We start from the raw sequence: 22,541 nt of genomic DNA, 5'->3' as shown, positions 1-22,541 counted from the left end.
ATGTCATTTGAATTCGAGACGCTGCTCGATCAGATTGGCGACGGCGTCCCGGACGCCGCGCAGTATCAGCGCATGTCCAGCCTGATCCTCGATATTCCCGAGGCGCGCGCCCTGGGCCGAATGGACCCGTTCCTGCCCGACTACAAGGCGGCGGCAATGGCGCTGTACCTCTCTCTGCGCGGCCGCGCAGAGCAGGGGTATCGCGCCGCCCGTGACGAGGCTCCGGCTACCAAGCTGCCGGCCAGCCTGTGGACCGGCCTGGTGCCTTGGTCGTTCCAAGATGCGAGGGTGGCGGCCGAGCATCTGTTCGCCTGGGGGCACATCCTCAGCCACCTCAACGTGCCGGCCGGCGGCTCGGTGCTTGAATACGGCCCCGGCAGCGGCCAGCTCCTGCTGACGCTGTCGCGCATGGGTTACCGCGCTTGCGGTGTCGATATTGATGCGTCGGCACTTGCGGGTATCGCCGCCCAGGCAACGCATCTCGGCCTGCCCGTCAAGACCGAGCAGGCCGAATTCGGCGCCGGCTTCGCGGGCGAGCGGTTCGACTGCATCCTGTTCTACGAGGCCTTTCATCACGCGTTCGACTTCGACGAGCTGCTGCTCGCGCTGCACGCACGGCTGCGCCCGGGCGGCCGGCTCGTGCTGTGCGGCGAGCCGGTCGTGCCGGCGCCGAGCGAGGGCATCCCCTATGCCTGGGGCCCCCGTCTGGACGCGCTCTCGGTGTTCTGCATGCGCCGCTTCGGCTGGATGGAGCTGGGCTTCACCCACCCTTTTTTCATGCGCATCGCCGAAGTCACCGGCTGGACCGCGACATTCCATCCGTATCCGAACTGCGGACGCGCGCATCTCTACGTGCTTGAAGCGGGTGGCCGGCCGGGCCGGGACGCGCTGCACGCCGAGCAGGTGGCAGCTTTGCGGCGCGAACTCGTGGCCGTCCGCGCCGAACTCGACGCCGCTCACGCCTCGACCTCGTGGCAGGCAACCCGGCCGCTGCGCGCGACGAAAGCCGTGCTCGATCGCGTCCGCCTGACGCGCGACAGACGGCGCTAACCGGTTGATCGTCAGGACGCGCGGGATTGCCAAGCAGTTCGGCGGCGAGATGGTGCTGTCCGACCTCTCGCTCGCCGTCGCAGAAGGCGAGCTGGTCTCATTGATCGGGCCATCCGGTTGCGGCAAATCGACCTTGCTGCGCTGCCTCAACCTGCTGGAGCGCCCCGATCGCGGTAGCGTCGAGATCGCGGGCATCGTGGTATCGCGCGAGATGGGGCAGGCCTGGAGCCGCGCCCATGAGCGCCAGGCGCATCGTTTGCGGGCGAATGTCGGTCTGGTGTCGCAAGGCTTCAACCTGTTCGCGCACCGCACTGTTCTCGACAACGTCATGCTCGGCCCGGTCGTGGTCAAGCGCATGCCCAGGGAGGCGGCGCGGGCCCGGGCGCTCGCTTTGCTTGACAAGGTGGGCCTCGCCGCTGTCGCCGCGCGCCTGCCCGCGACTCTGTCCGGCGGTCAGCAGCAGCGCGCGGCGATCGCACGCGCCTTGGCGCTGGAGCCCAGGGTGATGCTCTACGACGAGCCGACCTCAGCGCTCGATCCCGGTCTGACCGACGAGGTGCTGGCGGTGATGCGCGAGCTGGACCACGACGGCATGACCCAGATCGTGGTGACCCACGAAATGCGTTTCGCCGCCGCCGCGTCGGACCGGGTGGTGTTCATGCAGGACGGACGCATCGTAGAGATTGCCGATCCAGCCGTCATGTTCGCCTGCCCTAACGATCAGCGCACACGGCACTTCCTGCGCGGGCTGTTGTGATCCGGCTGTGCTGGGTGGCGCTGCTCATCATGCTCGCAGCCGCCGGTGCGCGCGCCGCCGAGCCGTTGCGTTGGGGGGCCGATGCGCAGTCGGGCGCGCCCTACGTGTACCACGATCCGGCCGACCAGGCGCGCATCACCGGCTTCGAGACCGAGATCATCGAGGCCGTCGCCGCCCGTCTTGGGCGGACGCCGGTGTTCGTGCAGAACGATTGGGACGGACTGATCCCCGGTCTCCAGCGCGGCCTCTATGACGTCGTCATCGACGGGCTGGAGATCACCCCCGAGCACGCCGCAGCCGTCGATTTCTCGCGGCCGTACTACCGCACCTTCGAGCAGATCGTGGTCCGGCGCGGCACCGTGGGGCTTGACACGCTGGCAGCACTGCGCGGCCACGTCGTCGGCACCCTGAAGGCAAGCCTCGCCGATCGCATGCTGCAAGCCGAGCCCGGCATTGCGGTGCGCCGCTACGACGAGGAGACCGACGCCTATTCCGACCTAGCCCTGCACCGGCTCGACGCGGTGCTGCTGGACTGGCCGATTGCGCTCTATTACGCTGCCCCGAATGCGCGCCTGGCGCTGGTCGGCGCGCCGGTGGGGTCGCTGTCCTACGGACTTGCCCTGCGCAAGGACAACGACGGCCTCCGCCGCAAGATCAACGCGGCACTCGCGGCGATGCAGCAGGACGGCACGATGCGTCGCATCCTGTCGCGCTGGAAGCTGTGGGACGCGACCAACGCCGCGGCGATCGGCGAGAGCCCCGCCCCAAGCGGGGCGCCGATCGCCTGGCGGCACTTCCGCGACGCGACCGCGGGCACGCCCACCTGGGCCGCACGGCTGCGTCGTTACGCCGGCTTCCTGCCGCTGATCGCGCGTGGGGCGGCAATGACGCTTGCGGTCTCCGCCTGCGCGATGGTGCTCGCGGTCGGCGCCGGGCTGATTGCCGCCCTTGCACGCCGCTACGGCCCGCGGCCGCTGGCGCTGCTGGCGACGCTCTATGTCGAGGTCGTGCGCGGCACGCCGCTGCTGATCCAGATCCTGTTCATCTTCTACGGGCTGCCGTCCTTGGGTATCCGGCTCGATCCGTTCCTGGCCGGCGTGATTGCCCTCGGCCTGAATTACGGCGCCTACGAGGCCGAGAACTATCGCGCCGGGTTGCAATCGGTGCCGCACGGCCAGATCGAGGCGGCGGTCGCACTGAACATGACGCAGGCCCAAACGCTGCGCCATGTCGTCGTGCCACAGGCCTTCCGCTTCGTGGTGCCGGTGATGACCAACGACTTCATCTCGCTACTCAAGGATTCCTCGCTGGTCAGCGTGATTACCCTGTCGGAGCTGAGCCAGACCTATGTGCGTCTGTCGACCACCTACTACGACTATTTCGGCACCGGCCTGATGATCGGTGCCGCCTACCTGCTGCTCGGGCTGCCTTTCGTGCATCTGGCGCGCCTGGCCGAACGGCGTCTTGCCGCAGGTCCGCGCCGCATCTAACGATCACGAGAGGCGACATCTTGCCTCACTGCCGCGATCGGACTACATAGCCGTCATATAAACTCTTCCGCTGATTTGGGAGGTGGCCTTCGCGGGCCGCCTTTTCTGCTTTTGGACCATGATCTGCCACATCTGATCGGGCTCGAGGCCCGCATTGCCGCCGCCATCGCGCCGGCTGTTACCGAACTCGGCTACGAGTTGGTGCGGGTGGCGGTGCTCGGCCGCGATCGGCCGACGGTGCAGATCATGGCCGATCGCAGCGATGGCACGCTGATCGGTGTTGCGGATTGCGAGGCGATCAGCCGGGCGATCAGCGCGGTGCTCGATGTGGACGATCCGATCCCCGGACCCTGGGAGCTCGAGGTCAGCTCCGCCGGGATCGACCGGCCGCTGACCCGTGAGAAGGACTGGAACCGGTTCTCCGGCCACCAGGTCAAGGCCGAGGTGAATATGCCGATTGATGGGCGCAAGCGGTTCGCCGGCATTGTGCTCGGGGCTGAGGGTGGCGCCGCACGGCTGCGTCTCGAGGACGGCACCGAGGTGGCGCTGCCGATGGCCGATCTGCGGCGGGCGCGCCTGGTGCTGACCGACGCGCTGATCGCGGCCTCGGCGCAGATGATGAAGCTGAACAAGACGCACTAGCTGTCGAGGATCACCATGGACACTGCCGTCTCCCGTCCCGAACTGCTGCTGGTCGCCGATGCGGTGGCCCGCGAGAAATCGATCGATCGCGAGGAAGTCCTGGAAGCCATGGAGCAGGCGATCCAGAAGGCCGGACGCGCCAAGTACGGCCACGAGAAGGACATCCGTGCCACCATCGACCGCCGTTCCGGCGACGTTAGGCTGTCGCGCTGGACCGAGGCGGTCGAGACGGTTGAGAACGAGGAGACCCAGATCCCGGTCAATATCGCGCGCAAGTTCAAGCCCGACATCAATATCGGCGAGCACCTGGTCGACCCGCTGCCGCCGATCGATTTTGGACGCATCGCCGCACAGACCGCCAAGCAGGTGATCGTCCAGCGGGTGCGCGAGTACGAGCGCAAGCGCCAATATGATGAGTTCAAGGATCGCGTCGGCGAGATCGTCAACGGCACCGTCAAGCGCACCGAGTATGGCAATCTGATGGTCGAAATCGGCCATGCGGAGGCGCTGCTGCGGCGTGACGAGCTGATCCCCCGCGAAAGCTTTCGCAACTCCGACCGGGTGCGCGCCTACATCTATGACGTGCGCGACGAGCCGCGCGGGCCGCAAATCTTTCTCTCGCGCACCCATCCGGCGTTCCTGGCCAAGCTGTTCGCGCAAGAAGTGCCGGAGATCTATGACGGCATCATCGAGATCAAGGCGGTATCCCGCGACCCCGGCTCGCGCGCCAAGATGGCGGTGATCTCGCGCGACAGCTCGATCGATCCGGTCGGCGCTTGCGTGGGCATGCGCGGCTCGCGTGTGCAGGCGGTGGTGGCCGAATTGCAGGGCGAGAAGATCGACATCATTCCCTGGAGCCCGCAGGCGGCGACCTTCGTGGTCAACGCGCTGGCCCCGGCCGAGGTCACCAAGGTGGTGATGGACGAGGATGCCGGCAGGGTCGAGGTGGTGGTTCCCGACGAGCAATTGAGTCTCGCCATCGGCCGCCGCGGGCAGAACGTTCGTTTGGCCAGCCAACTTACCCGCTGGGACATCGACATCCTGACCGAGGCAGAGGAGAGCGACCGCCGCCAGGAGGAGTTCCGCCGCCGCTCCGGGCAGTTTGTCGAAGCCCTCGACGTCGATGAGATGATCGCGGGCCTGCTGGTCACCGAAGGCTTCAACTCGGTCGAGGAGCTGGCCTTCGTGCCGCCGGAGGAGCTCGCAGAGATCGAGGGCTTCGACGACACCGTGGCAGAAGAGCTGATCCGTCGTGCGGAGGGCTTCCTGGTGCGTCGCGACGAGGCGCTCAACGAAAAGCGTATCGCGCTTGGCGTGACCGACGAAATGGCCGAGATGGGCGGGTTTTCGGTCCAGGCCCTGGTGACGCTCGGCGAGAAGGGGATCAAGACCCTCGACGACCTGGCCGACCTCGCCGGCGACGAGCTGGTCGAAATCCTCGGTGCGGACTCGATCGACGAGGAGGCTGCCAACGAGATCATCATGGCCGCGCGCGCACACTGGTTCGAGGCGGCCCCTGATCATGCGCCAAATGAGAGTGCGCCGGCGGACGAGGAGAAGTCCGACGTCTGAAGCAGCCGGCGATGTGTCGCACGACGAAGAAGCGGCGGACGAGCGCGGCCCTGTGCGTCGGTGCATCGTGACCCGCACGCATGCGGCACCGTCGGCGATGATCCGCTTCGTGGTCTCGCCCGAGCGGGTCGTGACCCCTGACCTGGCCGCGCGTCTGCCAGGACGGGGAATGTGGTTGAGTGCCAGGCGGGATGTGCTAGACACCGCGGCGTTGCGGGGTGTCTTCGCGCGCTCCGCACGTGGCCCGGTTACCATTCCTGCCGAACTCGGCGCAATTCTGCAGGATGGCCTGCTGCGCCGCATCGCCGATCTGCTCGGCCTGGCGCGTCGTGCCGGGCAGGCGGTCGGCGGTTACGGCAAGGCGCGGGAGTGGATCGTGTCGGGCAAGGCCGGCCTTGTCGTCCAGGCGTCGGACGGAAGCCGCGAGGAGCGGTCGCGACTGGTCTCCGGCGCACGCGCATTGCCGGTCGTGTCCTGTCTGACCGGAACGAAGCTGGGTGCGGCCTTCGGTCGTGACCATATGGTGCACGGTGCGGTGATGGCTGGGGCTCTGGCCGATCGGATCATCGCGGAACACGGACGTTATGCGGGTCTGGCCGAGGCCGTCCCGTTGGAACAGGCGGATATATGAGCGAAGGCAACGATCAGGATCAGGGCAAGGGGCGCCTTTCATTGCGGCCGGCTGGCCGTCTGGAGGTTGGGCGCACTGTCGATGCCGGATCCGTCAGGCAGAGCTTCAGCCATGGCCGCTCCAAGGTGGTGCAGGTCGAGGTGCGCAAGAAGCGTGGCCCGGGGCCCGCACCCGCGCCTGGCGCGCCGGCCCCCGGCGGCCGTGGTCCGGCCTCGACACGCCCGGCCGGTGCCGGTCGGGCGCTGACCGCCTCGGAGCTGGCCACCCGCCAGCGTGTTCTCGAGGAGCAGCAGAAAGACGCCGCCAAACGCGACGCGGCCAAACGGGACGCAGAACGTCGCGAGCAGGAAAAGATTTCGATCCTCTCCGCCGCGGAAGAGGCGCGTCGTCGCGACGACGATGCCCGCCGCGTCGCCGAGGAGCTCAGCCGCGAGGCGGCGCGTGCCGAGGCCGACGCGCGCGATGAGGCGGCCGAAGCCGCCCGTCATGCGGCACTTGAGAAAAGTGAGGCGGCCGAAAGTCCGGAGCAGCCGGTGGTGCGTCCTGCCGCGGCAAGCCAGAGCCGCGTGCAGGTCCTGCCGCGTGGTCCGGCAGAGCCGCTGCGACCGCTCGCCGATCGCGCCACCATGGGCACGGTGCCGGCCGGCACTGTCCGTACGCCGGACGCCGCGGCCGCCCCGGGCGAGACGTTGCGCCTTCGCACGACCCGCCCCGATGATGATGACGGCCGCCGCTTCGGCGCGCCACGCCGCCCGGGAGCGGTGTTGCCGGCACGCAAGCCACCGGTCGCGGCGCCGAAAAAGCTCGGCGATCGCCGCGCCACGGGCCGAGTCGACGTGCAGGCTGCGATCGAGGGCGAGGACGAAAAAACCCGTTCGCTCGCTTCCGTGCGTCGCCAGCGTGACCGCGAGCGCCGCCAGGCGGAGCTCGAGCGGCTGCGTTCGGACCAGGTGCGCGTGGTGCGCGACGTGGTGCTGCCAGAGACGATTAGCGTCCAGGAACTCGCCAACCGCATGGCGACACGCGCCGCCGAGATCATCAAGTCGTTGATGAAGATGGGCGTGATGGCCACCGTCACGCAGTCGCTGGATGCCGACACCGCGCAGCTCGTGGTCGAGGAGTTCGGCCACCGGGTGCGTCGCGTGTCCGAGAGCGATGTCGAAATCGGCATCGAGGGCGAGGTCGACGAGGACACCGACCTGGCGCCGCGTGCGCCGGTGGTCACCATCATGGGCCATGTCGATCACGGCAAGACGTCGCTGCTCGACGCGCTGCGTGCAACCGACGTGGCCGGCGGCGAGGCCGGTGGCATCACCCAGCATATCGGCGCCTACCAGGTCGAGACCGCGAGCGGCAACCACATTACCTTCATCGACACGCCGGGCCACGAGGCGTTCACCTCAATGCGCGCGCGTGGCGCCTCCGTCACCGATGTCGTGGTGCTGGTGGTGGCCGCCGATGACGGGGTGATGCCGCAGACCATCGAGGCGATCCGCCACGCCAAGGCGGCGAACGCGCCGATCATCGTGGCCATCAACAAGATGGACAAGCCGGGCGCCAACCCCGACCGAGTGCGACAGGAGCTGCTCAGCCACGAGATCGTGGTCGAGGCGATGGGCGGCGAGACCCAGGATGTCGAGGTCTCGGCGACCAAGCGAACCGGCCTTGAGGCTCTCGAAGAGGCCATCGCGCTACAGGCGGAAATCCTCGACCTGCGCGCCAATCCGGATCGCGCCGCCGAGGGCACCGTCATCGAAAGCCGCCTGGATCGCGGCCGTGGTCCGGTGGCCACCGTGCTGGTGCAGAAAGGCATGCTGCAACAGGGCGATATCGTTGTCGCCGGCGCCGAATGGGGACGCGTGCGGGCGATGCTTGACGACAAGAACCGGCCGATGCGCGAAGCGGGCCCATCGACTCCGGTCGAGTTGCTCGGCCTGTCCGGCGTCGCCGGCGCCGGTGAGCCGTTCGTCGTTGTCGAGAACGAGATGCGGGCGCGCGAGATCTGCGAATTCCGGCAGCGAAAGATCAAGGACAGGCAGGCGGCGGGCCATGTCGCGGCGCGCGGCACGCTGGATCAGATGCTGGCGCGCATCCAGGCCGGTGCTCAGAAAGAGGTCGCCGTCCTGATCAAGGCGGACGTGCAGGGCTCCGCCGAGGCGATCTCCAACACCGTGCTCAAGCTGGAGCACGAGGAGGTCAAGGTGCGGGTGCTGCTCACCGGCGTCGGTCAGATCACCGAAACCGACATCCAGCTCGCCCGCGCCTCGGATGCGGTCATCGTCGCATTCAACGTCCGCGCCACCAGCCAGGCGCGGGAGCTCGCCACGCGTGACGGCGTCGACATCCGCTACTACTCGATCATCTACCAGGTCGCCGACGACATCGAGCAGCTTGTGCGCGGCAAGATCGCGCCGAAGCATCGCGAGAAGTTCCTCGGCTATGCCGAGATACGGCGCGTGTTCGACATCACCAAGACCGGCAAGGTGGCGGGCTGCTACATTACCGAGGGTCTCGTCAAGCGCGGCTGCGGCGTGCGGCTGCTGCGCGAGAACGTCGTCATCCATCAGGGCGACCTCAGCCAGCTCAAGCGCTTCAAGGATGATGTGCGCGAGGTGGCGCGCGGCTACGAGTGCGGCCTCTCGTTTGCTGGCTTCAACGACCTGCGCGAAGGCGATGTCGTCGAGTGCTACGAGATGGAGCTGGTTCCGGCTTGAGTCAGGCCCCGGCTTGAGTAAGGGCAACCCGTCGGGCGCCCCGACCCAGCGCCAGCTTCGTGTCGGCGAGGAAATTCGCCATGTCCTCGCCGGGCTGTTCGCTCGCACCGAGTTCCGCGACCCAGAGCTCGCGGGCGTTGCGATCACCGTGACCGAGGTGCGGGTCAGCCCGGACCTGCGGCACGCCACCGCCTTCGTCACCCGGCTCGGGCGTTCCGACGTCGACGCCGTGTTGCCGGCATTGAAGCGGGTGGCATCTTTCCTGCGCACGCAGACCGCGCATGCACTGCGCCTGCGCAGCGCGCCGGAGCTGCATTTCCAGGCCGACACGGCAATCGACTACGCCATGGAGATCGACCAGCTGCTGCGGTCGCCGGCGGTCAAACGCGACATCAGACAATAAAGGAAACGATCCATGAAGTTCCGCAAACTCGGCGACAGCGGCATCGAGGTGTCCGAGATCGCGTTTGGCTCGTGGCTAACGACGTCAGGCGGCGTGCAGAAGGACCAGGCCATCGCCTGCGTGCATCGCGCACTCGACGTCGGCATCACCTTCATCGACACCGCCAACGTCTATGGCCGCGGTGTCGCCGAGACGGTGCTCGCCGAGGCGCTTGGCGGCTTACCGCGCGACAGCTACGTGCTGGCGACCAAGCTGTTCTTTCCGATGAGCGATACTGATCGCGGCCTGTCGCGCGTGCAGATTCACAAGCAGATCGATGCCTCGCTGGCACGCCTTAAAGTCGACCATGTCGATCTCTATCAGTGTCACCGCTACGACGAGGCGACCCCGCTGGAGGAGACCATGCAGGCCCTGACCGAGGTGGTGCGGTCCGGCAAGGCGCGCTGCATCGGCTTCTCGGAATGGCCTGCGGACAAGATCGAAGCCGCCCTCGCCATGACCGGTGTCGCCAAGTTCGTCTCCAGCCAGCCGCAATACTCATTGCTGCATCGTGATCCCGAGCAGGCGGTCATCCCGCTTTGCGCGCGGTCGGGAATTTCGCAGATCGTCTGGTCGCCCCTGGGTCAGGGCGTGCTGACCGGCAAGTATGCGCCGGGGGCTGCCGTGCCATCGGACAGCCGCGCCGCCAGCGACACGATGAACGTGGCGTTCCGCAAGCAGTGGATGGAGCCGCAGGTCCTTGAGGCAGTACAGAAGCTGACGCCGCTCGCCAGGCAGGCTGGGCTCTCGCTGGCGCAGTTCGCCTTGGCCTGGGTGCTGCGCGAGCCCAACGTCGCAGCCGCGATCATCGGCGCGTCCCGTCCCGAACAGATCGACGAGAATGTCGGCGCTTCCGGTCGCGAGGTGCCGGCGGCCCTGTTCAGCGAGGCGGAAAAGATTCTGGCACAAGCGGGCCTGGCACAAGCGGGCACCTGACGGGCAATCCGAACCCGTTTCGTTTTGCCGCGTTCAGGGCCACGAATCGGAGTTCAAGGTCATGATTCGTCTCGCAGCCCTCGCAGTGTTCGCCATGGTCGCCGTGGCACCCCCGGCAGTGGCACAACTCGATAGCGGCAGCGGCCAGCAGGCCAGCCGTCAGCTCAGCACGCCGCCGCCGCAGCGCCACGCCAAGCCCGCGGGGGTGGCGTGCGGCAGGCAACATGGCGCCAAGAGGCGTCACGATTGTCACCGTCGGCACTAACCAGGTGTGGGATGCGCGCCTATCGTGCGAGATAGGCGCGCAGCATGGTTCCGGTGTCTTGCTCCGCCGCCGCCGTCGAACTCGGAATATTGTAGATCCCGCGGGCGTGTACGACGGGTTCGCCTTCGGCCAGGACAGTCTCGCTGCTGAACACGGCGCGTCGCGTTGTCTTGAGCAGCACGGCGCGCGCCTCGACCCACGCGCCCAGTCTGGTCGGCGCCAGATAGTCGATCGATAGCGTGATGGTCGGCAGGAGCATGGTGTCGAAGCGGCCCTCGAAATGCGCCGCCAGCGCCATGTGCATGTCGCAGAAGGTCGCCATCATGCCGCCGTGACAGACCCCGGCCGGGTTGCAGTGCATCGCCTCGACCCGAAAGCCTGCGACCAGCTTGCGGTCTTCCGCCTTGATCCAGAACGCGCCGCATTGCGCCTGGAAGCCCCCTTGGCCCAACGGTGGCAGGAGCACGAATCCGGGTGGTGGCCTCTCGCTCACGTCCGGCGCAGCGCCGACGAGAGCTGCAAGGCGAGACCCATATCACCGTCGACCGCGAGCTGGCCGGTCATGTAGGCCATCGTCGGATCGAGGCTGCCGTCGATCAGCGACTCGAAACTCTCCGCCGAGAGCTTGATCCGGCAGTCGGCGGGTCCGTCGTCATGGTCGATCGTGCCGTCCGTGATGTGGATCAATCCGGTCTCGCCCAGATCGATGATCACCGGGCGCGCGAGGTTGGCGGCCATCGGACGGACGCGCTCGGTCAGCTCCTGCAACGTCGGCATAGGAATGTTCCCTTCAGAAAGCGGCGTCCTCGAGTGCCATGGTGGAGTGCTTGCCGGCCTTGATCGCCAGGAACAGGGCGGTGGCTTGCGGAAGGATGCGGTCGACGAAGAACTGCGCCGAGGCCAGCTTGGCCCGGTAGAAGGGGGCGTCGGGCGTGTTCTCGGCCAGCCTGGCATGGGCGATCCCGGCCGAGCGCACGAACATCGCCCCCATCGCAACCAGACCGAGCATGCGCAGATAGTCGGTCGCGGCTGCCCCCGCCTCCTCGGCGTCCTTGAGCGCGGTGGTGGCGATCTGCGCGGTGGTCAGTTGCAGGGCGCCGAAGGCGCGCTCCAGCGGCTCGGCCAGCCTGGTGGTGCGACTGTCCTGCTTGGCCTGCGCGATCATCTCGGCCACCGGATGGAAGAAGCGGCGCATATAGCGGCCCATATGCGCGGGCAGCTTGCGGCCGACCAGGTCAAGCGCCTGGATGCCGTTGGTGCCCTCGTAGAGCATGGCGATCCGCGCGTCGCGGACGTACTGCTCGACACCGTGCTCGCGGATATAGCCGTGGCCGCCATAGACCTGCACGCCGAGGCTGGCGGCCTCGAAGCCGAGGTCGGTGAACAGCGCCTTGACCACCGGGGTCATCAGGGCGACGAAATCGTCCGCCGCCTGGCGCTCGTCCGCGTCCTCGCCGTGGGCTGCGATATCCATCGCGCGCGCCACCCAGACGCCGACGGCGCGGCAGCCCTCCGACGAGACGCGCATCGTCATCAGCATGCGGCGCACATCGGGATGCACGATGATCGGATCGGCGGGCAAATCGGGACGGGCGGCGCCGTTCAGCGAACGACCCTGCAGCCGGTCGCGGGCATAGGCGACGGAACTCTGATAGGCGGCCTCGGTGATGCCATTGCCCTGGATGCCGACGCCGAGCCGCTCGGCGTTCATCATCGTGAACATCGCCTGCATGCCCTTGTTCGGCGCGCCGACCAGCCAGCCCTGCGCGTCCTCGAAGCTGATCTGGCAGGTGGCCGACGCCTTCAGGCCCATCTTGTGCTCGAGACCGGTGCAGATCACGCCGTTCCTGGCGTTGCCCTCGGGCAGGAACTTCGGCACCAGGAACATGCTGACACCCTTGATCCCCGCGGGGGCGCCGGGCATGCGCGCCAGCACCAGATGGACCACGTTGTCGGTGAGGTCGTGGTCGCCGGCGGAGATGAAGATCTTGGCCCCGTCCAGCCGGTAGCTGCCGTCGTCTGCCGGCGTGGCGCGGGTGCGCAGCAAGCCGAGGTCGGTGCCGCAATGCGCCTCGGTCAGGCACATAGCACCCGACCACTCGCCGGAGATCATCTTCGGCAGATATTGCGCCTTGAGCGCCTCGGTGCCGTGATCAGCGAGCGCCTGCACAGCACCATGTGTCAGGCCGGGATAGAGGCTGAACGAGAGGTTTGCCGCACAGATGATCTCCTCGACCAGCTTGCTCACACTCTCCGGCAGGCCCTGGCCGCCATACTCGGGGTCCTCGGCGAGCGCGGTCCAGCCGTTCTCGCGAAACTGCCTGTAGGCCTCCGGGAAGCCGGCCGGTGTGCGCACGACGCCGTTCTCCAGCCGGCAGCCCTCCGCGTCACCCGGCGCGTTCAGCGGCAGCAGCACCTCGGTGGCGAGCTTGCCCGCCTCCTCCAGTACGCTGTCGACGGTCGCGGCATCGAGGTCGCGGAACGCGGGCAGGGCGCACAGGCCCTCAAAATCATGCAGCTCGTGCAGCACGAAGCGCATGTCGCGGAGCGGCGCGGTGTAGGTCTGCATCGGCTCAGTTCCTCAGCGGCTTGCCGGTCTCGAGCATGTGCTCGATGCGGGCAAGGGTGGCAGGAGTACGGATCAGTCGCATGAACATGCGCCGTTCGAGGTCGAGCAGCGACTTTTCGGAGGCGGGGTCGATCAGGTCGGTGTCGCCGCCGCTGAGCAGCTCTGCCAGCCCGTCGGCGACGACCAGGTCATGCGCCTTGGCCATCCCTTGCTTATGGAGGGCGGCGACCGCGAGCTGCATCGCCGCCCGGCCGCCGGCGCCGGATAGCCGAAGCTCCGGCACCGCCGGTGCTGTGTAGTCCGTCACCATCGACAGCGCCCGCGCCTTGGCGTCGGCGAGCAGGCGGTCGCGGTTCATGGTGATGCCGTCGGTCTCGCGCAGGAAAAGCAAGGCCCGCGCCTCCGCCGCGGATTTCGACACGGTCGCGGTGCTGACGGTCTCGAACAGCTTGCTCGCCGCCGGCATCGGACCCCTGGGCAGACCCGGTGCTGTCTGCCAGCGTGCCAGCATTTCGCCATTGCCGCCCCAGCCCGGCACCAAGCCGACACCGCATTCGACGAGGCCCATGTACAGCTCGGCATGCGCCTGGATCGCGTCGGCATGCAGCGCGATCTCGCAGCCGCCGCCCAGCGCCAGGCCAGCCGGGGCCGCGACCACCGGGAAGGGCGCGTATTTCAGCGCCTTGAAGGCCTGCTGCCCGGCGCTGATCGATTTCTCGATCTCGCCCCAGGCAGCGATGTTGGCGGCGAACAAGGCCAGCCCGAGATTGGCGCCGGCGGAGAAGTTCTCCGCGTCGGTATAGAGCACGAGTGCGGTGAATCGCTCCTTGACCATCGCGATGGTCTTGCCGAGCAGGGTGAGCACCTGCTCGTCGAAGCTGTTCATCTTGGTGGTGATCTCAAAGCAGACCACGCCGTCGCCGATGTCCCACGCGGCGGCGGAGCCGTTCTTCAGCAGCGGCGCGGTGTTGCACTTGATATCCTCGAGCAGCAGCACGCCCTCGGCGCGGGCCACCGTATGCAGCCCGCCATCGACGCCGAACTGCTTCACCTCGCCGTTTTCGGTGCGATAGAAGCGGCCATCGCCGACCTGTGTGAGCAGCTTTGGCACCGTCTCGCCCTCGCGCGCGAGGCGCTCGGCGACGACCGCCGGGCCGATCCGGTCGAGCAGCTCGAATGGGCCGAACTTCCAGTTAAAACCGAGCCGCATCGCGGCATCCACGGAGGCGATGTCGCCCGCGATCTCCGGCACCAGGCTCGCCGCGTAGGAGAGCGTCGCTCCCATCACCGTCCAGGCATAGCGGCCGAGCTTGTGGTCGGAGGCGAGCAGGGCGGCGGGGTCGCGGGCCAGTGCTGCCGGCAGCTCGGCGCGACGCGACGGCTCGTACTCGCCGGTCACCAGACCGATCGACTCCTTGATCTTTCCGCCCGTGCGGTTGACTCGGTAGAAACCGCCCTTCCCCTTGCGGCCGATCAGTCCCTGTTCGATCATCCGGTTCAGCAGCGGCACCTCGCGCAGCACCGCGCGGAACGGATCGCGTTCCGGCAGCGACGCCTGCATGCTGGCATTGATGTGCGGCATCAGATCGAGCCCGACCAGATCCAGCAGCCCGAAGATGCCGGTTTTCGGGATACCGAGGGTGCGGCCCATCGCCGCGTCTGCTTCCTCAACGGTCAGACCCGCATCCATCGCCGCGAGCAGGCCGCGTTGCAGCCAGAAGGTGCCGATACGGTTGGCTATGAAGCCCGGCGTGTCGTGCGCCCGCACCACGCTCTTGCCGAGCCGGCGGTCACAGAAATTACTGATCCGCTCCAGCAGCCGGGGATCGGTATGCGCGCCGGGCACGATCTCGAGCAGGCGCATATAGCGTGGCGGGTTGAAGAAATGGGTAATCAGGAAGTCGGTGGCGAAGTGCTCGGGCAGCCCCGCGGTGAGTTGCGCCAGCGGGATCGTCGAGGTGTTGGAGCTGACCGCGCAGCCGGGGCGGCGATGCGCGTCAAGCTTGCGATAGAGCGCCTGCTTGAGATCGAGCCGTTCGATGATCGCCTCGATGATCCAGTCGCACGCGGCGACCTGGGCCAGGTCATCGTCGATGCAGCCGGTTGTGACCAGCTTCGCCGCGTCGCGCGACATGAACGGCGCCGGCTCGGTCTTGAGCGCGCGCGCGACTGCGTCGCGCGCCACCTGGTCGCGTGGCGCTCCCGGATCCTTCGGCGGGATGTCGAGCAGCAGCACTGGCGTGCCGGAATTGGCGATCTGGGCGGCGATCGCCACCCCCATCACGCCGGCGCCGACGACGCAGGCCTTGCGGATATCGCTCATCACACCCGCTCCAGCAGGGTGGCGATGCCCTGGCCGCCGCCGATGCATTGCGTCGCCAGGGCGTAGCGCGCGCCCTCGCGCACCAGCAGCGATGCCGCCTTGCCGACGATGCGCGCACCGGTCGCCCCCAGCGGATGGCCGAGCGCGATCGCGCCGCCGTCGATGTTGAGCGTCTCGTCGCGCACCCCGAGTTCGCGGGCGCAGGCGAGCGACTGGCTGGCGAACGCCTCATTGAGCTCGACCACGCCGATATCCTCAATGGCGACGCCGGCCCGCGCCATCGCCTTGCGCGAGGCGGCGATCGGTCCCAGCCCCATCACCTCGGGCGCGCAGCCGGAGATCGCAATGGAGGCGATACGGGCGAGCGGGGTCAGCTTGTTGGCGTGCGCGAACTCGGCGCTGCAGACCAGCACGGCGCTGGCGCCGTCGGTGAGCGGCGAGGCAGTGCCGGCGGTCACCGTGCCGTTCGCATCAAAGGCGGGCTTCAGCCCGGCCAGCGCCTCGGCGGTCGTCGACGGGCGCAGGCAGCCATCCTGGTCAACCACGCCCCCCTTGGTGGATATCGGCACGATCTCGTCCGCAAGCCGGCCGGCCTGTTGCGCGCTTGCGGCCCGGCCCTGGCTGCGCACCGCGAACGCCTCCTGGGCGGCGCGCGAGATCTCGTAGCGGCGGGCGACGTTCTCCGCCGTCTCGCCCATGCCGATATAGGCGGCACTGCTGGCGGCGAGTGCGGGGTTGGGCATTGGATTGAAGCCCGACATCGGAATACGGCTCATGCTCTCGACACCGGCACAGATGAAGGCCTCGCCGGCATTCATCCGGATCGCGCCGGCGGCCATGTGCACCGACTGCATCGAGGAGCCGCAAAAGCGGTTGACGGTGACGCCGCCGGTCGTTTGCGGCAGGCCCGCGAGCAGCCCGATCATCCGGGCCACGTTCAATCCCTGCTCGCCTTCCGGAAAGGCGCAGCCGACGATCAGGTCCTCGATGGTGTCCGGATCGACACCGGTGCGCTCGACCAGGCCACGCACCACGGCGGCTGCGAGATCGTCCGGCCGGACGCGGGCGAGGGCGCCCTTTGTGGCGAAATGAAACGGACTGCGGGCATAGCCCGCGATCACGACGTCCTGCATCGGCCGCTCTCCTGATCCATGGTAACTGATTGACGTATACGTCAGTCTGTATTGAGCCATCGCATAGCACGCAGTCCAGACCTACAACAAGATACCCTGTGCCAAAACGATGGTATCTTGACGTAAGCGTCAGCTTAGAGACATCATCCGCGACAACAAATCCGATCGGGGGACGGGGATGGACGCGATCGCGGAGGAAGGCTGCCCGGTGCCGGCGTTGCTGCGTCGCGCAGCACATAACTGGCCAGCTCGCGTGGCAGTGGATTTCCTCGGACGGCGGTGGCGCTACAGCGAACTCGACAGCCTTGTCGATCGCGCCGCGGCGGGGCTGCAGAAGCTGGGCCTGGCCCATGGCGACCGGGTTGGCCTGTGCCTGCCGAACACGCCCTATTTTGTCGTGTTCTTCTTCGCGATCATGCGCGCGGGCGGCATCGTGGTGAACTTCAACCCGCTCTACACCGAGCGCGAACTGCGTCACCAGATCGAGGATAGCGGCACCACGATCATGATCGTGCCGGACCTGCTCGCCGTCCACGGCAAGGTGGCCGCCGTGGCGGACGCCGGCCTGCGCCATATCGTGTTGTGCGGCATGGCGGCGGCGATGCCGCGGCTCAAGGGTGCGCTGTTCACGCTCGCCAAGCGCCGCGACATCGCCCGCCCATCCACCGATCGGCTGCATGTCCGCTTTGAGACGCTGATCGGGGATGTGCGTGCCCCGGTTGAGCCCGCGACGGATCCGGCGCGCGACATCGCCCTGCTGCAATATACCGGCGGCACCACCGGCTTGCCCAAGGGGGCTGCACTGACCCACGCCAACCTGACCGTCAACGCCGCCCAGGTGATCCACCATATGGGCGAACGTCCGGACGAACCCGAGCGCATCCTGGGCGTGCTGCCGCTGTTTCACGTGTTCGCGATGACCAGCGTGCTCACCTCCGCGGTGGCGATCGGCGCCGAGATGGTGCTGCTGCCGCGCTTCACCATGCAGGACACCCTGGCCGCCATCGCCCGGCGTCGTCCGACGATGTTCCCGGCGGTGCCGACCATCTACAACGCGATCAGCACCGCCGCCGCCACGGCCTCGCCAAAGGTGCGCGACGGCCTGCGCGCGATCCGGATGTGCATCTCCGGCGGCGCGCCTCTGCCGGCCGAGGTCAAGGCACACTTCGAGGCGCTGACCGGCTGCAAGGTCGCCGAAGGCTACGGTCTGAGCGAGACCTCGCCGGTGGTCTGCTGCAACCGGCTGGACGGCACCGCCGTAGCCGGGTCGGTCGGCCAGGCAGTGCGCGGCACCACGATTGAAATCCGCGACCTCGACGATCCGACCCGTATGCTCCCTGCCGGCGAGCGCGGCGAGGTCTGTATCCGCGGGCCGCAGGTGATGGCCGGCTACTGGAACCGTCCGGATGAGACCGCCGCGGTGATGATCGACGGCGCCCTGCGCACCGGCGACGTCGGCTATCTCGATGCGAAGGGCTACCTGTTCCTGGTCGACCGCATCAAGGACCTGATCCTGTGCGGCGGCTACAACGTCTATCCGCGCACCATCGAGGAGGCGCTGTATCGCCATCCCGACGTGCACGAAGCCACCGTCATCGGCGTGCCGGACGCCTATCGCGGCGAAAGCCCAAAGGCCTTCGTGGTGCTCCATCCGGGGGCGACGGCCGACGTGGCCGCCCTGCGACGATTCCTCGACGGCGAGCTGTCGCGCATCGAAATGCCACGCGACATCGAGCTGCGCGACAGCCTGCCGCACACCACGATCGGCAAGCTGTCTAAGAAGGAATTGGTCGCCGAAGAGGCCGCCAGGACGCGTCATGCCGCGTGATTTTGGCGACCCCGATCCTCGGCCGCGTACCTACACGGTGACCGAGCTCGCAGCCGAGCTGCGCGTCACCGCGCGCGCGATCCGCTTCTACGAGGATAAGGGCCTGCTGCAACCGTCGCGCGTCGGCGTCAATCGTATCTACACCTATCGCGACCGGGCGCGGATGATGCTCATCCTGCGTGGCAAGCGGCTCGGCTTCAGCCTGCGCGAAATCGCCGAATTCCTCGATCTGTATGATGTCGATGCGCAGCACGACGAACAAAAGCGCAGCCTTCTACGGGCCGTGCGCGCGCGCATCGCCGAGCTGCACATAATGAGTGCCGCTATCGCGGAGACGCTGGACGAGCTGCGCAGCATCGAGTTGCAGACCTCCGCGGCACTGGAGCGCTGAGCCTGGCCGGAGCCGGTCCCGACCTTGCCATCCGTGCATCCCTCCCGAGCGACGCTCTACTGCGCAGTCTCGCCATGGCCAGAGCATCGACGCGCGGCGCCTCCTAACCCCCGCGAGCGGCAATGCCGGCAGAGCGCTTGGGGTGTCAGGCGGGCCGCTTTGTGACGATCGCCACGCATGAAGATGCTGCATCGCTGCACGAGCGAACAATTGCGCGCCTGGAGGTGCTGCTCGCAGCCGACTGCGGCTAGTGCCCTACCGGCTGGTCGGCCACGCCGACGACCGGATTGACGCTATTCTTATCGAGACCGCCCGGCGTCGGGGCATTCCTGCCGCAGCCCGATATCATCCCTTGATCCTTGCAGCGGCGGCAGCTGCCGGTGAAGCACCTGAGCTCCCAAGGTCGCGTGAGATTCAGCGCCTTTCCGGTGTGCGTGTCCTGCATCTCCGGCTCATGCGCCAGCTGGTTGCGCCCGAGGATTACGTGGCCAATCCGCGCCATATGATCGTCCACCGGATTGCAGAAGACCGCGTTGTCGACAATGAACGCGGTGACGACGGCTCATGAATGTGACGATGGATCGACAAGGAAGTGGATAATGGCTGCAACGGCATTGGTGGTGGGTGCAAGCGGGATCGGCGGCAGCGCCACCGCATCGCTTCTCCTGGAACAGGGATGGATCGTCCATGGCCTGTCCCGTCGCCCCACAGGCCGGGAGGGAGTGCGGCCGGTGTCCGCCGACCTCCGCGATGCCGCGGCCACGCAAGCGGCGCTGGCGGACCTGAAGCCTGACGCCGTCTTCATCACCACCTGGTTGCGGCACGACAGCGAGGCGGAGAACATCCGTGTCAATGCCGCCATGGTGCGCAACCTGCTTGACGGACTCCGTGCCGGCGGCACGACCCGTCATGTCGCTCTGGTGACCGGGCTGAAGCATTATCTCGGCCCGTTCGACTCCTACGGAAAGGGCACGCTGCCGCAGACGCCGTTTCGCGAGGCGCAGGGTCGCCTCGATGTCGAGAACTTCTATTATGCGCAAGAAGACGAGGTATTTGCCGCCGCAGCTCGCGACGGCTTCTCCTGGAGCGTGCACCGGCCGCATACCGTCATTGGCGAGGCGGTGGGTGCCATGAACATGGGCGCCACGCTCGCCGCCTATGCCAGCCTGTGCCGCGAGACAAGGCGGCCGTTCCGCTTTCCTGGTTCGGCTGCGCAGTGGAATGGCCTGACCGACATGACGGCCGCAAGTCAACTCGCCCGGCATCTGCTGTGGGCGGCGACGACGCCCGCGGCAGCGAACCAGGACTTCAACATCGTCAACGGCGACATCTTCCGGTGGTGCTGGATGTGGAGTCGGATTGCCGAATGGTTCGGGATTGAAGCAGCTCCGTTCGACGGCGCAGGTGCGCCATTGCAGCAGCAGATGGCAAACGACGCGCCGGTCTGGCGTCGGTTGGCTGAGCGCGAGGGCCTCGTGGAGCCCGATCTCGCCCGCCTCGCATCACCCTGGCACACCGATGCGGATCTCGGACGCCCGATCGAGGTGGTGACCGACATGTCCAAGAGCCGGCGACTTGGCTTTATGGGTTATCAGGCGACCGACGATGCTTTCTTCGACCTGTTCGCCACGCTGCGCGCCAAAAAGCTGATCCCCCGGGCGGCAATGGATGCCGCCAGCGCGACGAGGCCGCGCCCACGGCTGCACTTCGTTGCCAAGCATGAAGAACATGCCGCAAACCTGCGGGCGACCGAGGTTCCCGGCCAGTTCGAGAGCGGCAACTGGGTTGTCGCCTACGACAAGGCTGAGCGCGCCAAGATTGCCGGAGCCGAGATTCATCTCCACGCCGGCAGGGACCAGGTGTCGTGGTCGGCCGGCATTATCGTTGACTGGAGGCCATGCCCCTCCCACGCAAAGCGAGTCGTCTTCACGTTCCTCAGGGACGACAGTTTGAAACGCAAACAGCTTGGAGGCTGGAGACAGGAAAAAGCCTATGTTGGATTTTAGGCCGCGGGCTGTTCAAGCCGCGACAGTGTCAAAAGCCGCGACCGCCTCAACAAGGCGTGGTTTCGCCCTTGATCCCGCTTCGCGCATTCCGTCCACCCACTCCGGCAACGCGACGTCGATGATTGCCGTCTTGAAGGCGGGTCGTTGTGTGACGCGCGTAAACCAGTTCGACACATGCGGCAGCTTTGCCCAAAGGAAATCGAGCTGGAGGTTGGACAGCCGCCAGAGATAGGGGATCACGTCGATATCGGCGAGAGAGTAAGTCTCTCCGGCGAGCCAGGGGACCTCACGCAAGGTCGCTTCCATATCGTGCAGGAAGTCGTGGTATGCCCGCAGGGATTGGTACAGGAGCTCTGAATTCAGGTCGCTGTCATACCATGAGCGGATTGTCTCGCGGTAGCGCACGTCTTTGATGTTGTCGAAATACGCCTGCAGCTTTTCGGGCGAGTTCATCCTTGCACGAAACTGGTGACCGAACGCGACGATGAAGCTGATCGCCGCGATGTGCGGAACATGCATTCCCTCTTCGATGCGACGTGCCCAGAGGCGTCTGCGGGCACGCCAGTATGGGTCCTTGGGCATGAGTGGCGGATCGGGAAACGCATCGTCGAGGTATTCTGTAATGATCGTCGAATGGATAATTGGGCGACCGTCATGCACCAGCGCGGGGACCATCCCGAGCGGGTTGATTGCGAGGTACCAGGGCTGCCGCTGTCCCTGCCGTTCCAAAGAGACGTTGACGATTTCGGGCTCGAGCTGCTTTTCGGCAAACGTGATCGCCACCTTGTGGCAGCACACGGACTCCTTGTGCTCGTAGAGCGTCAACCCTGCTGGTGCCTTCATCCGCAAATCTCCTATTGGAAAGGATTCGACATTGCAGCCTTACGCCTCAGTCGACGGTATGGCTCTGCTTGCCCGAGCTTGTCAGGCATCCATTCCAGCCGCGCGATCGGGGCCAATGCTTAGGCGAGCTCCAGCATTTCCTTGACGGCAGGCCATGCCCGCTCGCCGTTCTCACGCATCGAGCCGAGCCAGTCCGGCAATGCGGTTTCGATAATCATTCGGCGGAAGCTTCGGCGCGACGACACGCGGTCCAGCCAGTCCTGGATTCGCGGCATCTTGTGCCAAAGCCCCTGAAGCTGGAGATTTTTCAGACGCCAGACATAAGGTATGACGTCGATATCGGCCAGCGAGAACTCCGGTCCCGCGAGCCACTTCTGGTCCGCCAGCGTCCGGTCCATTTCGGCGAGGAACCTCTGATAGGCCTTCAGGGACGCGAGCATCGCTTCAGACTGCAATCCCACGAAGAAGAACGGAGGCGGCGCGCCACGCGGCCCCTGGTCATGTATGCCTTCCTTATACTTCAGGTGCTCCGTAAAGGAGATATTGAAGCTGATGGTAGAGATGTGCGGGATGTGCATTTCCTCGTCGATCCAGCGCGCCCAGAGCCGCCGGCGGGCTCGCCAGTAGGGCTCCTTCGGCATGAGCGTCGGCCCCGCGAACGCGTCGTCGAGGTATTCCGTGATGATCGTCGATTCCGTAACCACCCGTCCGTCATGGACGATGACCGGGACGCAGCCCTTGGGGTTGAGCGCCAGAAATTCCGGCGTGTGCTGCTGGCGCTCCTCGAATGATATGTTGATTGTCGTATGCGCGATCGCCTTCTCTGCCAGGACGAGTCTTACCTTCTGGCAGCACACCGATTCATTGTGCTCATAAACGGTCAGCATATCGTCATGACCTCCGCGTCCCTGTTTCGGCGCATGGGCAAATGGCGCCACGTGTTGTAGAG

20 protein-coding genes and 1 pseudogene are annotated in these 22,541 nt (G+C 66.7%); 14 read left to right on the top strand and 7 right to left on the bottom strand.

The window, feature by feature from the left end:
- The 10 genes from ACQY4K_RS06790 (at window position 1) to ACQY4K_RS06745 (ending at window position 10,499) form a co-directional block, all read left to right on the top strand.
- Window positions 1–1,050 carry a class I SAM-dependent methyltransferase gene (locus ACQY4K_RS06790; RefSeq protein WP_428394569.1) on the top strand — a complete coding sequence of 350 codons (1,050 nt, stop codon included), beginning with the start codon at window positions 1–3 and terminating at the stop codon, window positions 1,048–1,050.
- Window positions 1,051–1,099: 49 nt separating this feature from the next.
- Complete coding sequence (locus ACQY4K_RS06785; RefSeq protein WP_428396001.1) at window positions 1,100–1,807, top strand: amino acid ABC transporter ATP-binding protein; 708 nt, start codon at window positions 1,100–1,102, stop codon at window positions 1,805–1,807.
- Between the two features lie 29 nt (window positions 1,808–1,836).
- Window positions 1,837–3,297, top strand: coding sequence for an ABC transporter substrate-binding protein/permease (locus ACQY4K_RS06780; protein ID WP_428395999.1), 1,461 nt, complete (start codon window positions 1,837–1,839; stop codon window positions 3,295–3,297).
- A gap of 111 nt (window positions 3,298–3,408) precedes the next feature.
- Complete coding sequence (gene rimP / locus ACQY4K_RS06775; RefSeq protein WP_428394567.1) at window positions 3,409–3,939, top strand: ribosome maturation factor RimP; 531 nt, start codon at window positions 3,409–3,411, stop codon at window positions 3,937–3,939.
- Window positions 3,940–3,954: 15 nt separating this feature from the next.
- Window positions 3,955–5,511 (top strand): transcription termination factor NusA, encoded by a 1,557-nt coding sequence (gene nusA, locus ACQY4K_RS06770; protein WP_428394565.1) that lies wholly within the window; start codon window positions 3,955–3,957, stop codon window positions 5,509–5,511.
- A gap of 13 nt (window positions 5,512–5,524) precedes the next feature.
- On the top strand, window positions 5,525–6,142 hold the full coding sequence (locus ACQY4K_RS06765; protein WP_428394563.1) for an RNA-binding protein: 618 nt from the start codon (window positions 5,525–5,527) through the stop codon (window positions 6,140–6,142).
- Complete coding sequence (gene infB / locus ACQY4K_RS06760; RefSeq protein WP_428394561.1) at window positions 6,139–8,856, top strand: translation initiation factor IF-2; 2,718 nt, start codon at window positions 6,139–6,141, stop codon at window positions 8,854–8,856. Before ACQY4K_RS06765 ends, infB begins: the two co-directional genes overlap by 4 nt.
- Window positions 8,816–9,259 carry a 30S ribosome-binding factor RbfA gene (gene rbfA / locus ACQY4K_RS06755; RefSeq protein ID WP_428394559.1) on the top strand — a complete coding sequence of 148 codons (444 nt, stop codon included), beginning with the start codon at window positions 8,816–8,818 and terminating at the stop codon, window positions 9,257–9,259. The genes infB and rbfA overlap by 41 nt, the downstream gene beginning before the upstream one ends.
- A gap of 12 nt (window positions 9,260–9,271) precedes the next feature.
- Window positions 9,272–10,234, top strand: coding sequence for an aldo/keto reductase family protein (locus tag ACQY4K_RS06750; protein ID WP_428394557.1), 963 nt, complete (start codon window positions 9,272–9,274; stop codon window positions 10,232–10,234).
- A gap of 61 nt (window positions 10,235–10,295) precedes the next feature.
- Window positions 10,296–10,499 (top strand): hypothetical protein, encoded by a 204-nt coding sequence (locus tag ACQY4K_RS06745; RefSeq protein WP_428394555.1) that lies wholly within the window; start codon window positions 10,296–10,298, stop codon window positions 10,497–10,499.
- Between the two features lie 19 nt (window positions 10,500–10,518).
- On the opposite strand, the gene ACQY4K_RS06740 is transcribed toward ACQY4K_RS06745, so the two are convergent.
- Genes ACQY4K_RS06740 through ACQY4K_RS06720 form a run of 5 tightly spaced genes read right to left on the bottom strand, consistent with a single transcriptional unit; the run spans window position 10,519 to window position 16,524 of the window.
- Entirely contained in the window at window positions 10,519–10,965 is a 447-nt protein-coding gene (locus tag ACQY4K_RS06740) for a PaaI family thioesterase (protein WP_428394553.1), read from the bottom strand.
- A 23-nt stretch (window positions 10,966–10,988) separates the two neighbouring features.
- Window positions 10,989–11,276, bottom strand: coding sequence for an SCP2 sterol-binding domain-containing protein (locus ACQY4K_RS06735; RefSeq protein WP_428394551.1), 288 nt, complete (start codon window positions 11,274–11,276; stop codon window positions 10,989–10,991).
- Between the two features lie 13 nt (window positions 11,277–11,289).
- The gene (locus ACQY4K_RS06730; protein ID WP_428394549.1) at window positions 11,290–13,068 is read right to left on the bottom strand and encodes an acyl-CoA dehydrogenase C-terminal domain-containing protein; all 1,779 of its coding nucleotides are present in this window, start codon (window positions 13,066–13,068) and stop codon (window positions 11,290–11,292) included.
- A gap of 4 nt (window positions 13,069–13,072) precedes the next feature.
- A complete protein-coding gene (locus ACQY4K_RS06725) occupies window positions 13,073–15,391 on the bottom strand; it encodes a 3-hydroxyacyl-CoA dehydrogenase NAD-binding domain-containing protein (RefSeq protein ID WP_428394548.1) in 2,319 nt (772 codons plus the stop codon).
- The gene (locus ACQY4K_RS06720; protein ID WP_428394546.1) at window positions 15,391–16,524 is read right to left on the bottom strand and encodes a thiolase family protein; all 1,134 of its coding nucleotides are present in this window, start codon (window positions 16,522–16,524) and stop codon (window positions 15,391–15,393) included. Before ACQY4K_RS06720 ends, ACQY4K_RS06725 begins: the two co-directional genes overlap by 1 nt.
- A 178-nt stretch (window positions 16,525–16,702) precedes the next feature.
- Between ACQY4K_RS06720 and ACQY4K_RS06715 the strand changes: the two genes are divergently transcribed.
- The 4 genes and pseudogenes from ACQY4K_RS06715 to ACQY4K_RS06700 form a co-directional block, all read left to right on the top strand.
- Entirely contained in the window at window positions 16,703–18,352 is a 1,650-nt protein-coding gene (locus tag ACQY4K_RS06715; protein WP_428394544.1) for a long-chain-fatty-acid--CoA ligase, read from the top strand.
- A complete protein-coding gene (locus ACQY4K_RS06710; protein WP_428394542.1) occupies window positions 18,342–18,743 on the top strand; it encodes a MerR family transcriptional regulator in 402 nt (133 codons plus the stop codon). The genes ACQY4K_RS06715 and ACQY4K_RS06710 overlap by 11 nt, the downstream gene beginning before the upstream one ends.
- A 250-nt stretch (window positions 18,744–18,993) precedes the next feature.
- The gene (locus ACQY4K_RS06705; RefSeq protein ID WP_428394540.1) at window positions 18,994–19,311 is read left to right on the top strand and encodes a hypothetical protein; all 318 of its coding nucleotides are present in this window, start codon (window positions 18,994–18,996) and stop codon (window positions 19,309–19,311) included.
- Window positions 19,312–19,342: 31 nt separating this feature from the next.
- Window positions 19,343–20,398, top strand: a pseudogene (locus tag ACQY4K_RS06700) (SDR family oxidoreductase); the annotation flags it as partial.
- Between the two features lie 363 nt (window positions 20,399–20,761).
- On the opposite strand, the gene ACQY4K_RS06695 reads toward ACQY4K_RS06700, so the two are convergent.
- On the bottom strand, window positions 20,762–21,592 hold the full coding sequence (locus tag ACQY4K_RS06695; RefSeq protein WP_428394538.1) for a glutathione S-transferase family protein: 831 nt from the start codon (window positions 21,590–21,592) through the stop codon (window positions 20,762–20,764).
- Between the two features lie 119 nt (window positions 21,593–21,711).
- On the bottom strand, window positions 21,712–22,530 hold the full coding sequence (locus tag ACQY4K_RS06690; protein ID WP_428394537.1) for a glutathione S-transferase family protein: 819 nt from the start codon (window positions 22,528–22,530) through the stop codon (window positions 21,712–21,714).
- Between the last annotated feature and the right edge of the window lie 11 nt (window positions 22,531–22,541).

The organism is Lichenicoccus sp., assembly GCF_965276875.1.
Taxonomy (GTDB): domain Bacteria; phylum Pseudomonadota; class Alphaproteobacteria; order Acetobacterales; family Acetobacteraceae; genus Lichenicoccus.
Note: the sequence above shows the minus strand (reverse complement) of the source record. Positions and strands in the feature narration are given on the sequence as shown.